Origin of the sequence: Actinocorallia populi, assembly GCF_002995495.1 — a bacterium.
Classification (GTDB): domain Bacteria; phylum Actinomycetota; class Actinomycetes; order Streptosporangiales; family Streptosporangiaceae; genus Actinocorallia; species Actinocorallia populi.
On the sequence record NZ_PVZV01000011.1, the window covers coordinates 127,417 to 138,926 of the forward strand.

Sequence of the window (11,510 nt, forward strand, 5' to 3'; positions counted from 1 at the left end):
GGCCATGAGCGACTCCCGAAGACAGCGGATGACCGGCAGCGAGCGGCGCGAGCAACTGCTGGGCGTCGGCCGCTCCCTCTTCGCCGAACGCGGGCTCGACGGCACCTCCGTGGAGGAGATCGCGGCCAAGGCGAAGGTCTCCAAGCCGGTGGTCTACGAGCACTTCGGCGGCAAGGAGGGGCTGTACGCGGTCGTCGTCGACCGGGAGATGGACCGCCTCCTGGCGGCGGTCACCGAGGCGCTGACCACCGAGGCCGGCTACCGCCGCAAGCTGGAGCTGGGCGCGCTGGCCCTGCTGGAGTACATCGAGGAGAGCACCGACGGCTTTCGCATCCTGGTCCGCGACTCCCACGCGGGCGCGGGGCGGGGCAGCTACGCCAGCCTCCTGTCGGAGATCGCGGCCCAGGTCGAGCACCTGCTGGGCAGGGAACTCGACCAGCAGGGCTACGACGAGGACTTCGCGGCGATGTACGCGCAGATGCTCGTCGGCATGATCGCCATGACCGGCCAGTGGTGGCTGGAGATCAGCAGGCCCCGCCGGGAGGAGGTCGCCGCCCACGTGGTCAACCTCGCCTGGAACGGCCTGGCCCTGCTGGAGGAGCGGCCCACCCTCGACCCGCGCCGCAGGGCCAAGGAGCGCGAGCGCAGGGAACGCCGCCAGGAGAAGGCCCAGGCCAAGGCCGAGAAGGCCCGCGAGCGCGCCCTGCGCAGGCAGCCGCCGCCGGTGTCCGGAGCGATCGCCCCGCTGGAGGCGTGACGGCTCTGGGGCATCATGGTCGGATGGCAGAGCGTCGCAGGCGGATGACGGGCAAGGAGCGGCGGGAGCAGCTCATCGAGATCGGCCGCGCCCTTTTCGCGGAGCGGGGCTTCGACGGCACGGCGGTGGAGGAGATCGCGGCCAAGGCCGGGGTGTCCAAGCCGGTGGTCTACGAGCACTTCGGCGGCAAGGAGGGGCTGTACGCGGTCGTCGTCGACCGGGAGATGACCCGCCTGGTGGACCTGGTCACCCAGGGCATGGCCGAGGGCCGGCACTACCGGGGCAAGCTGGAGGGCGCGGCCCTGGCCCTGCTGGAGTACATCGAGGAGAGCACCGACGGCTTTCGCATCCTGGTCCGCGACTCCCACGCCGCCTCGGGGACGGGCACGTTCGCCAGCCTGATCAGCGACATCGCCACCCACGTCGAGCACATCCTCGTCGAGGAGTTCGACCGGCACGGCTACGACGGGAAACTCGCCCCCATGTACGCGCAGATGCTCGTCGGGATGGTCGCGATGACCGGCCAGTGGTGGCTGGAGGTGCGCAAGCCCCGCCGGGAGGAGGTGGCCGCCCACCTGGTGAACCTGGCCTGGAACGGCCTGTCCCACCTGGAGCCCGGCCCGAAGCTGCGCCCCTCCTCCCGACGGCGCCGCTAGAGCGCCTGGGAGTCCTGCCCGGCCATCGGGAGGTAGACGCGCCCGCCGGCCTCGGTGAACTCGCGGGACTTGGCGCGCATCCCCTCGGCCAGCGCCTCGTCCGCGCTCAGCCCCTGCTCTTCGGCGTACCTGCGCACGTCCTGGGTGATCCTCATCGAGCAGAAGTGCGGGCCGCACATGGAGCAGAAGTGCGCGGTCTTGGCGGGGGCGGCGGGCAGCGTCTCGTCGTGGAACGCCCGCGCGGTGTCGGGGTCCAGGGAGAGCTCGAACTGGTCCTCCCAGCGGAACTCGAACCGGGCGTCGGACAGCGCGTCGTCCCGGGCCTGCGCGCCCGGGTGGCCCTTGGCCAGGTCGGCGGCGTGCGCGGCGATCTTGTAGGTGATCACCCCGGTCTTGACGTCGTCCCGGTTCGGCAGGCCCAGGTGCTCCTTGGGCGTGACGTAGCAGAGCATCGCGGTGCCGAACCAGCCGATCATCGCCGCGCCGATCGCCGAGGTGATGTGGTCGTAGCCGGGCGCGATGTCGGTGGTCAGCGGCCCGAGCGTGTAGAACGGCGCCTCGTCGCACAGCTCCAGCTGCAGGTCCATGTTCTCCTTGATCTTGTGCATCGGGACGTGGCCGGGACCTTCGACCATGACCTGGTTGTCGTACTCCGCGGCGATCTTCGTCAGCTCGCCCAGGGTGCGCAGCTCGGCGAACTGGGCCTCGTCGTTGGCGTCGGAGATCGAGCCGGGGCGCAGCCCGTCGCCCAGCGACCAGGTGATGTCGTAGGCGGCGAAGATCTCGCACAGCTCGCGGAAGTTCTCGTACAGGAAGTTCTCGCGGTGGTGGGCCAGGCACCAGGCGGCCATGATCGACCCGCCGCGCGAGACGATGCCGGTCCTGCGCCCGGCGGTCAGCGGCACGTACGCCAGCCGCACCCCGGCGTGCACGGTCATGTAGTCGACGCCCTGCTCGGCCTGCTCGATCACGGTGTCGCGGAAGACCTCGAAGCTCAGCTCCGCCGGGTTCCCGCCGACCTTCTCCAGCGCCTGGTAGAGCGGAACGGTGCCGACCGGGACGGGGGAGTTGCGCAGGATCCACTCGCGGGTGGTGTGGATGTCCCGGCCGGTCGACAGGTCCATGATCGTGTCGGCGCCCCAGCGGGTGGCCCAGGTCATCTTCGCCACCTCCTCCTCGATGGAGGAGGCCACCGCGGAGTTGCCGATGTTGGCGTTGACCTTCACCAGGAAGTTCCGCCCGATGACCATCGGTTCGAGCTCGGGGTGGTTGACGTTGGCGGGCAGGACGGCGCGCCCGGCGGCGATCTCGTCGCGGACGGCCTGCGGGGCGACGCCCTCGCGCAGCGCCGCGAACTCCATCTCGGCGGTGATCTCGCCGCGCCTGGCGTACGCGCGCTGGGTCACCGCGCCGCCGGAGGCCCGGCGCGGCCTGCGGCCGGAGAAGGGGGCGCGGGCCACGGCCCTGCGCCCGTCGTCCTCGGGGCGGACGGGCCGCCCGTCGTAGTCGCGGGTGTCGTCCCGGGCGGCCACCCAGGGCTCGCGCAGGGCGGGCAGCCCGCGGCGGACGTCGGCCTCGTAGGAGGGGTCGGTGTAGGGCCCGGAGGTGTCGTAGAGCACCAGCGACGAGCCGTCGGTGAGATGAATCTCTTTCATGGGGACCCGGAGATCGTCGCGGGACCCCTGGAAGTAGGTCTTTCGGGCAGCGGAGGACATGCCTTCGGCCATGATGACTTCTCCCTACGCCGGCATTACCCGGTCAGGTTCGAGCGGTCGGCGACCCTTCTCGTCGCCCTCTCAGCCCGGTGACGGCCGGGCTCCCGCGTGCTGTCGGCACGACGGTAACCCGCGGCCCCCCTCTTGCGGCAACCGCTCCCCCTGGGGTAGGGGACGGGCGGGGCGACGGGATAAGCACGCGCCTGTAGGCGTTCCGCACGGTATCGTGGCCCCCGAAACGATCCGGCGTGGTGTAATCGGCAGCACAAGGGTTTTTGGTGCCCTTTGTTCAGGTTCGAGTCCTGGCGCCGGAGCTTCGATCTGTGCAGGTCCGGTGCGGACGCCTCTTCGCCTGGGCGGTATTCTCTCTACATGTCGGGTGGGTTACGCCCTGACGAAAATTTCCCGTCCTTGACGCCCAGGAGCCACTCAGTGAGCCCGGCCGCAGTCATCGTCCTCGCCGCAGGTGAGGGCACCCGGATGAAATCCCGTACCTCCAAGGTCCTCCACACGCTGGCCGGCCGCTCGATGCTCGGCCATGTGCTGGCCGCGGCGGGGGCGCTCGATCCGCAGCGGATCCTCGTGGTGGTCGGACACCGGCGAGAACAGGTCATCGAACACCTCCGGCAGGTCGCGCCTGCGGCGGTGCCGGTGGTCCAGGAGGAGCAGGGGGGCACCGGACACGCCGTCCGGACGGTCTACGAGCAGGCGGGCGCGCTGGAGGGCACCGTCGTGGTGACCAACGGCGACCACCCCCTGCTGACCGGTGAGACCCTGCGGGCACTGGTCGCCGCCCACGAGTCCGAGGGCAACGCCGTCACGGTCCTCAGCACCGACGTCCCCGACCCGACCGGCTACGGGCGCGTCCTGCGCGACGCGGACGGCGCGGTGGCCGGGATCGTCGAGCACAAGGACGCCACCGCCGAGCAGCGGCTCATCACGGAGATGAACGTCGGCATGTACGCCTTCGACGGCGTGCTGCTGGGCGACGCGCTCAAGCGGCTCACCACCGACAACGCCGGGGGTGAGGAATATCTCACCGACGTCCTGGGCATCGCCCGCTCCGACGGCCACCGCGTCGGGGCGTACAAGGTCGCCGACTGGGTGGAGACCCAGGGCGTGAACGACCGGGTGCAGCTCGCCGCCGCGCGCAGGCAGCTCAACGACCGGATCCTGGAGCGCCTGATGCGCGAGGGCGTCACGGTCGTGGACCCGCAGACCACCTGGGTGGACGTCCAGGCCGTCGTGGAGCAGGACGTCACGCTCCACCCCAACGTCCAGCTGCACGGCGCCACCGCGGTCGGCGCGGGGGCCTCGATCGGCCCCAACGTCACGCTGCGGGACGCCTCGGTCGGCGAGGACGCGGTCGTCCGCGACGCCGTGGTCGAGGGCGCCGAGGTGGGGCCGGAGGCGAGTGTGGGACCGTACGCCTACCTGCGGCCCGGCACCCGGCTGGCGCGCAGGACCAAGGCGGGCTCCTACGTGGAGATCAAGAATTCCGAGGTCGGCGAGGGCAGCAAGGTCCCGCACCTGACGTACGTCGGGGACGCCACCATCGGTGAGGGATCGAACATCGGCGCGGGTTGCGTGTTCGTGAACTACGACGGGGTCGCCAAGCACCGCACGACGGTCGGCGACCACGTCAGAGTCGGCAGCGACAACATGCTCGTCGCGCCGGTCGTCATCGGGGACGGCGCCTACACGGCCGCCGGCTCCGTGATCATCAAGGATGTGCCGTCCGGGGCCATGGCCGTGGCCCGCGGGCAGCAGCGCAACGTTGAGGGCTGGGTCGAGCGCAAGCGCGCCGGTACTGCCGCCGCGGAAGCGGCGAAACGGGCGCGTGAGAACAACACCCAGAAGGGGGACAAGTGAGCGAGATCAAGACCCAGGTGGAGAAGAAGCTGATGCTCTTCTCAGGCCGGGCCTACCCGGAACTGGCCAAGGAGGTGGCCGCCAACCTCGACTGCGCGCTGGTGCCGACCGCCGCCTACGACTTCGCGAACGGCGAGACCTTCGTGCGCTTCCTGGAATCGGTCCGGGGCAGCGACGCCTTCGTCATCCAGAGCCACACCGCGCCCATCAACCAGTGGATCATGGAACAGCTGATCATGGTGGACGCGCTCAAGCGGGCCAGCGCCGCGCGCATCACCGTGGTCGCGCCCTTCTTCGGCTACGCCCGCCAGGACAAGAAGCACCGCGGCCGCGAGCCGATCTCCGCCCGCCTGATGGCCGACCTGTTCAAGACCGCCGGCGCCGACCGGATGATCACCGTCGACCTGCACACCTCGCAGATCCAGGGCTTCTTCGACGGACCGGTGGACCACCTGTTCGCGCTGGAGCTGCTGGCCGGCCACGTCGCCAAGACGCTGGACACCTCCCAGGTGACCGTCGTGGCGCCCGACGCGGGCCGGGTGCGCGTCGCCGAGCGCTGGACCGACCGGCTGGGCTGCCCGCTGGCGATCATCCACAAGCGCCGTGACCCGATGGTGGCCAACGAGGTCAAGGTCTTCGAGGTCGTCGGCCAGGTCGAGGGCCGCACCTGCGTCATCGTGGACGACATGATCGACACCGGCGGCACCATCGTGAAGGCCGCCGAGGCCCTGTTCGAGCAGGGCGCCGCCCGGGTCGTGGTCACCGCCACCCACGGCGTGCTGTCCGGCCCGGCCGTCGACCGGCTGAAGAACTCCCGCATCTCCGAGGTCGTGCTGTGCAACACGCTGCCGATCCCGCCGGAGAAGCAGTTCGACAAGCTGACGGTGCTGTCGATCGCACCGCTGCTGGCCAGCGCCATCAACGAGGTGTTCCACGGGGGCTCGGTCACCTCGCTGTTCGACGGCGAGGCCTGAACCCGCCGCTTCCGGGCCCGGGAGATTCCACCCCCGGGTCCGGAAGTGCCGTGCCCGAGCGCATTTCAGCTCCGGGTATCGGCTAGACTTTATGGACCGTGTGCGCCTCCTGCTGCGCGGCACGTCTGACAGATCAGACGGCCTGTGCCGGAGATGCGCCCGAACGACGCCCTACGAGAGGGCCGAGGTCTTTCAGCTCAACGCCAGCAACGAGGAGTTTCCGCCGTGTCCGAGGTACGCATCGCCGCCGAGCCGCGCTCCGAGTTCGGTAAGGGTGCCGCTCGGCGCACCCGCCGGGCCGGGAAAGTGCCGGCCGTCCTCTACGGGCACGGCACCGACCCGCAGCACATCACCCTGCCGGGCCACGAGCTCATGCTCGCCCTCAAGACCCCCAACGTCCTGCTGCGCGTCTCCGGCCTGTCCGGCGGCGAGGAGCTGGCTCTGCCCAAGGACGTGCAGCGCGACCCGCTGAAGGGCTTCCTCGAGCACGTCGACCTGCTGCTGGTCAAGCGCGGCGAGAAGGTCGTCATCGACGTCCCGGTCGTCACCACCGGCGACGTCCCCTCCGGCGGCCAGCTGGCCCAGGAGCTGACCACCGTGTCGCTCGAGGCCGAGGCCACCCACATCCCCACCGAGATCACCGTCGACCTGGGCACGCTGGAGGAGGGCTCCTCCGTCCTGGTCAAGGACCTCACGCTGCCGCGCGGCGTGACCGTCGCCGGCGACCCCGAGGCGCTGGTGCTGCAGATCACCGGTGTCTCCGTCGTCGCCGAGGAGGCCGGAGAGGCCGCCGAGGGCGAGGCCGCGGAGGCCTCCGCGGAGTGACGTCCGCGGAGTAGAGAGCACGTCATGCTGGGCCCGGACGCCGTGAGTGTCCGGGCCCTTGCCTTATCCGGAAGAACCCTCCGCTGAGCGGGAGAAGGCGATGAGCGAAGACCTGTGGCTGGTGGTGGGTCTGGGCAACCCCGGCCCGTCCTACGCCGGCCACCGGCACAACGCGGGTTTCATGGTGCTCGACCTGCTGGCCGAGCGCATGGGCGGCGCGTTCAAGTCCCACCGCAGCCGCAACGACGTGGTCGAGGGCAGGCTGGAGGGGCACCGGGCGGTGCTGGCCAAGCCGCGCTGCTACATGAACGAGTCCGGCGGCCCGGTGAAGGCGCTGCGCGACTTCTACAAGGTGCCCGTCGAGCGGATTGTCGTCGTGCACGACGAGCTGGACATCCCCTTCGGGACGATCCGCCTGAAAAAAGGCGGCGGTGACAACGGTCACAACGGACTCAGATCCATCACGAAATCCCTGGCCGACAAGGATTACCTGCGGTTGCGCTTCGGCGTGGGGCGCCCGCCGGGCAGGATGGACCCGGCGGCCTTCGTGCTGAAGGACTTCTCCCCCGCCGAGCGCCGGGAGCTCCCCCTCTTCGTGGACCGGTCCGCGGACGCCGTCGAGGCGCTGCTGAAAACCGGGCTTTCTGCGACACAGAACACATTCCACGCGTTGTAATGCCCCATACTGTCTCAGACACAAACGATAGGGAACCAGGTAGATGCCCTCGGAAGACGATCACTCTCTGGCCGCCCGACTCGCCGCCGAGGCGGGAGAGGTACTGCTGAGGCTGCGCGCCGAGCGCGGTTTCGCCGACGGACGCGCCCTGAAGGACGCGGGCGACCAGGCCTCGCACGAGTACCTCATGGCGGCGCTCGCGCAGTACCGGCCCGATGACGCGGTGCTCAGCGAGGAGGGCAAGGACGACAAGGTCCGCCTGCGCAGCGACCGGGTCTGGATCGTCGACCCCCTCGACGGCACCCGCGAGTTCAGCGAGGAGGGCCGCAGCGACTGGGCGGTCCACGTCGCGTTGTGGGAGAAGGACCGGCTGACGGCCGGCGCGGTGGCGCTGCCCGCCCAGGGCGTCACGCTCTCGACCGGCGAGCCCCCCGCGCCCGCCGAGCGGTCCTCGGACGCCATCCGGATCGTGGTGAGCCGCACCCGGCCCCCGCAGATCGTGCACGACCTGACCGCGAAGCTGGAGGCCGCCGGGCACCGGGTGGAGCTCGTGCCCATGGGCTCGGCCGGCGCGAAGATCGCCGCGGTGCTCACCGGCGACGTCGACGTGTACGTCCACGCCGGCGGCCAGTACGAATGGGACTCCGCGGCCCCCGCGGCGGTGGCGCTGGCGGCGGGCGCGCACGCCTCCCGGATCGACGGCTCGCCGCTGGTGTACAACGAAGAAGACCCCTACCTCCCGGATATCCTGGTCAGCCACCCCTCGCTGGCACAGGTGATCCTGAACGGGCTGAACTGAGGAACCCCATGCAACGCGCCGACTACTTGATGTCCCAGCTGGACGTGCTCGAAGCCGAGGCCATCCACATCATCCGGGAGGTGGCGGCCGAGTTCGAACGGCCGGTGCTGCTCTTCTCCGGCGGCAAGGACAGCATCGTGATGCTGCGCCTGGCCGAGAAGGCCTTCGCTCCCGCGCCCATCCCGTTCCCGGTGATGCACGTCGACACCGGCCACAACTTCGACGAGGTCATCGAATACCGCGACCGCAAGGTGGCCGAGCTCGGCCTGCGCCTGGTGGTGGCCTCCGTGCAGGACGCCATCGACAAGGGCCAGGTGGTGGAGCAGAAGGGCCGCCGCGCCTCGCGCAACAAGCTGCAGACGGTTCCGCTGCTGAACGCGATCGAGGAGCACGGCTTCACCGCCGCCTTCGGCGGCGCGCGCCGCGACGAGGAGAAGGCCCGCGCCAAGGAGCGCGTCGTGTCCTTCCGCGACGAGTTCGGCCAGTGGGACCCCAAGAACCAGCGGCCCGAGCTGTGGAACCTCTACAACACCAAGATCCACCCCGGTGAGCACGTCCGGGTGTTCCCGCTCTCCAACTGGACCGAGCTGGACATCTGGGACTACGTCCGCCGGGAGGGGATCGAGCTGCCCTCGATCTACTTCGCGCACACCCGCCAGGTGTTCGAGCGGGACGGCATGCTGCTGGCCGACCTGCCCCCGGCCAACCGCGGCGAGGACGAGCCCGTCTTCGAGGCGATGGTGCGCTACCGGACCGTCGGCGACACCTCCTGCACCGGCGCGGTGAAGTCCGCAGCGGTGTCGCTGGACGACGTGATCGAGGAGATCGCGGCGACCCGGATCACCGAGCGCGGCCAGACCCGCGCCGACGACCGGGCCTCCGAGGCAGCCATGGAAGACCGCAAGAAGGAGGGCTACTTCTGATGGCCGCCCCGCGTATGGACATCCTGCGTTTCGCCACCGCCGGCTCGGTCGACGACGGCAAGTCGACCCTCATCGGACGGCTGCTGTACGACTCGAAGTCCATCTTCGAGGACCAGCTGGAGTCGGTGGAGCGCACCTCCGTCGACCGCGGCGAGGAGTACACCAACCTCGCTCTGCTCACCGACGGCCTGCGCGCCGAGCGCGAGCAGGGCATCACCATCGACGTGGCGTACCGTTACTTCGCGACGCCGCGCCGCAAGTTCATCATCGCCGACACCCCCGGGCACATCCAGTACACCCGGAACATGGTGACCGGCGCCTCGACCGCCGACCTGGCGATCATCCTGGTCGACGCCCGCAAGGGCATCCAGGAGCAGTCGCGCCGGCACGCGTTCCTCACCACGCTGCTGCAGGTGCCGCACCTGGTCGTCGCGGTCAACAAGATGGACCTGGTCGACTACTCCGAGACGGTCTTCAACGAGATCGTCGACGAGTTCACCTCGTTCGCCACCAAGCTGTCGATCGGCGACCTGACCTTCATCCCGGTGTCGGCGCTGCACGGCGACAACGTGGTGGAGCGCTCGATGAACATGCCGTGGTACGACGGCAGCAGCCTGCTGCACCACCTCGAGAACGTGCACATCGCCTCCGACCGCAACCTCATCGACGTGCGGTTCCCGGTGCAGTGCGTCATCCGCCCGCACAAGTCGACGGACCCGGCCCTGCACGACTACCGCGGGTACGCCGGCCAGGTCGCGGGCGGCGTGCTCAAGCCCGGCGACGAGGTCATGCACCTGCCGTCCGGCCTGACCAGCACCATCACCCACATCGAGAGCCCGAGCGGGCCGGTGGACGAGGCCTACCCCCCGATGTCGGTCACCATCCGCCTGGCGGACGAGATCGACATCTCCCGGGGCGACATGATCTGCCGGCCGAACAACCAGCCGCAGGCCGCCCAGGACCTCGACGCGATGATCTGCTGGATGGACGACGTCAAGGCGCTGACGCCGCGCACGAAGCTGACGCTCAAGCACACCACGCGCACCGTCAAGGCGATGGTGAAGGACCTCCAGTACCGGCTGGACGTCAACACCCTGCACCGCGACGACACGGCCGACAACCTGCGGCTCAACGAGATCGGCCGGGTGACCCTGCGGGTGACCCAGCCGCTGTTCGTCGACGACTACGGCCGCAACCGGCTCACCGGCGGCTTCATCCTCATCGACGAGGCCACCAACGCCACGGTCGCGGCGGGCATGATCTCCAACCCGCTGCGCTGATCCGGCACCGCGACGACGAACGGGCCTCCCCTCGGGGAGGCCCGTTCTGCTGTGCCCTGTTACGGGGGCGCGGGTGACGGCGGGTCAGGCGCCGGTGTCGGCGGTCTCGGTGTCCCTGGCGCGGTTGCGCAGCAGCACCCAGCTGAGCACGGCGACGACGATGAGGGCCAGCAGCGTCCAGGCCAGGATGACGGTCGGGACGCCGAACAGCTTCAGGGCCGAGGCCAGCAGCACCACGGCCAGCGCGCGCCGGATGAGCTGCCCGGGGGCGCGGGAGGAGATCCGGGCGCCGATGTAGACGCCGGGGATGGAGCCGACCAGCAGGGCCGCGGTCACCGACAGCTGGAAGTCGCCGAAGAGGATGTGTCCGAGCGCCGCGGCGATGACCAGCGGCACGGCCTGGAAGAGGTCGGTGCCCACCAGCTGGTTGGCCTTGAGCATCGGGTAGAGCGCCAGCAGCGCCACGATGATGAGCGAGCCGGAGCCCACCGAGGTGATGCCGACGATCACGCCGCCGACGACGCCGGTGAGGACGGTCGGCAGGGGCTTGACCTTGAGCTCGGGCGGCGCCTGGGAGGCGGGGGAGCCGGGCTCGGCGGTGACCCGCTCGTCCTTCGACCGGTCCTGTGCCTTGTCGCGGATGGCCTGGTACATCCGGAAGATGAGCCCGGCCGCGGCGATGAGCAGCGCCACGCCCATGGCCTTCTCCAGGAAGTGCTGGGTGGACTGGCCGTCGGGCAGCACGCGCGTGACGATCAGCACCCCGCAGAAGGCGGAGGGGATCGAGCCGACGCACAGCCAGCCGACCAGTTTCAGGTTCACCGTCCCGCGCCTGAGATGCACGAAGCTGCCGATCGGCTTCATCACCGCCGAGGCCACCAGGTCACTGGAGATGGCGGTGATCGCGGGAACGCCGAAGAACGTCATGAGCATCGGGGTCATCAGCGCCCCGCCGCCCATACCGGTCAGCCCGACGACGATGGCCACCAGAAAGGACCCGAAGGCCATCCATACGTCAAAGTCAAAGTGCATC

11 protein-coding genes, 1 tRNA gene and 1 riboswitch are annotated in these 11,510 nt (G+C 69.9%); of the genes, 10 read left to right on the forward strand and 2 right to left on the reverse strand.

The genetic code is table 11. The features are described 5' to 3' along the window. Positions 1-4 precede the first annotated feature (4 nt). Together C2865_RS34915 and C2865_RS34920 are read left to right on the forward strand one after the other, a co-directional pair. On the forward strand, positions 5-757 hold the full coding sequence (locus C2865_RS34915) for a TetR/AcrR family transcriptional regulator (RefSeq protein WP_232835971.1): 753 nt from the start codon (positions 5-7) through the stop codon (positions 755-757). A 23-nt stretch (positions 758-780) separates the two neighbouring features. After that, a complete protein-coding gene (locus C2865_RS34920; protein WP_232835972.1) occupies positions 781-1,413 on the forward strand; it encodes a TetR/AcrR family transcriptional regulator in 633 nt (210 codons plus the stop codon). Here C2865_RS34920 and thiC read toward each other — a convergent pair. Further along, a complete protein-coding gene (gene thiC, locus C2865_RS34925) occupies positions 1,410-3,140 on the reverse strand; it encodes a phosphomethylpyrimidine synthase ThiC (protein ID WP_106402927.1) in 1,731 nt (576 codons plus the stop codon). The two genes, C2865_RS34920 and thiC, sit on opposite strands and share 4 nt — an antisense overlap. Further along, positions 3,133-3,246, reverse strand: a riboswitch (TPP riboswitch). (Overlaps the previous gene by 8 nt.) 124 nt (positions 3,247-3,370) lie before the next feature. Here thiC and C2865_RS34930 point away from each other — a divergent pair. From C2865_RS34930 to C2865_RS34965, 8 genes are all read left to right on the forward strand, one after another. Then, a tRNA-Gln gene (locus C2865_RS34930) sits at positions 3,371-3,442 on the forward strand. 58 nt (positions 3,443-3,500) lie between these two features. Next, positions 3,501-5,000 (forward strand): bifunctional UDP-N-acetylglucosamine diphosphorylase/glucosamine-1-phosphate N-acetyltransferase GlmU, encoded by a 1,500-nt coding sequence (gene glmU, locus C2865_RS34935; protein ID WP_106402928.1) that lies wholly within the window; start codon positions 3,501-3,503, stop codon positions 4,998-5,000. Beyond that, positions 4,997-5,974 (forward strand): ribose-phosphate diphosphokinase, encoded by a 978-nt coding sequence (locus C2865_RS34940; RefSeq protein ID WP_106402929.1) that lies wholly within the window; start codon positions 4,997-4,999, stop codon positions 5,972-5,974. The genes glmU and C2865_RS34940 overlap by 4 nt, the downstream gene beginning before the upstream one ends. 225 nt (positions 5,975-6,199) lie before the next feature. After that, on the forward strand, positions 6,200-6,799 hold the full coding sequence (locus C2865_RS34945) for a 50S ribosomal protein L25/general stress protein Ctc (protein ID WP_106402930.1): 600 nt from the start codon (positions 6,200-6,202) through the stop codon (positions 6,797-6,799). Between the two features lie 100 nt (positions 6,800-6,899). After that, complete coding sequence (gene pth, locus C2865_RS34950; RefSeq protein ID WP_106402931.1) at positions 6,900-7,475, forward strand: aminoacyl-tRNA hydrolase; 576 nt, start codon at positions 6,900-6,902, stop codon at positions 7,473-7,475. A 43-nt stretch (positions 7,476-7,518) separates the two neighbouring features. After that, entirely contained in the window at positions 7,519-8,274 is a 756-nt protein-coding gene (locus C2865_RS34955; protein WP_106402932.1) for a 3'(2'),5'-bisphosphate nucleotidase CysQ, read from the forward strand. Positions 8,275-8,282: 8 nt separating this feature from the next. Next, entirely contained in the window at positions 8,283-9,197 is a 915-nt protein-coding gene (cysD, locus tag C2865_RS34960; RefSeq protein WP_106402933.1) for a sulfate adenylyltransferase subunit CysD, read from the forward strand. A 14-nt stretch (positions 9,198-9,211) separates the two neighbouring features. Then, the gene (locus tag C2865_RS34965) at positions 9,212-10,477 is read left to right on the forward strand and encodes a sulfate adenylyltransferase subunit 1 (RefSeq protein ID WP_106402934.1); all 1,266 of its coding nucleotides are present in this window, start codon (positions 9,212-9,214) and stop codon (positions 10,475-10,477) included. A gap of 84 nt (positions 10,478-10,561) precedes the next feature. Here C2865_RS34965 and C2865_RS34970 read toward each other — a convergent pair whose 3' ends face one another. Beyond that, the gene (locus C2865_RS34970; RefSeq protein WP_106402935.1) at positions 10,562-11,509 is read right to left on the reverse strand and encodes a sulfite exporter TauE/SafE family protein; all 948 of its coding nucleotides are present in this window, start codon (positions 11,507-11,509) and stop codon (positions 10,562-10,564) included. Position 11,510: the final 1 nt, after the last annotated feature.

Bases quoted from the DNA above. Each gene is read 5' to 3' on its own strand.
- C2865_RS34965 (WP_106402934.1), top strand. From the start codon at position 9,212: ATGGACATCCTGCGTTTCGCCACCGCCGGCTCGGTCGACGACGGCAAG.
- pth (WP_106402931.1), top strand. From the start codon at position 6,900: ATGAGCGAAGACCTGTGGCTGGTGGTGGGTCTGGGCAACCCCGGCCCG.
- glmU (WP_106402928.1), top strand. From the start codon at position 3,501: ATGTCGGGTGGGTTACGCCCTGACGAAAATTTCCCGTCCTTGACGCCC.
- C2865_RS34955 (WP_106402932.1), top strand. From the start codon at position 7,519: ATGCCCTCGGAAGACGATCACTCTCTGGCCGCCCGACTCGCCGCCGAG.
- cysD (WP_106402933.1), top strand. From the start codon at position 8,283: ATGCAACGCGCCGACTACTTGATGTCCCAGCTGGACGTGCTCGAAGCC.
- C2865_RS34970 (WP_106402935.1), bottom strand. From the start codon at position 11,509: ATGCACTTTGACTTTGACGTATGGATGGCCTTCGGGTCCTTTCTGGTG.
- C2865_RS34915 (WP_232835971.1), top strand. From the start codon at position 5: ATGAGCGACTCCCGAAGACAGCGGATGACCGGCAGCGAGCGGCGCGAG.
- C2865_RS34920 (WP_232835972.1), top strand. From the start codon at position 781: ATGGCAGAGCGTCGCAGGCGGATGACGGGCAAGGAGCGGCGGGAGCAG.
- thiC (WP_106402927.1), bottom strand. From the start codon at position 3,140: ATGGCCGAAGGCATGTCCTCCGCTGCCCGAAAGACCTACTTCCAGGGG.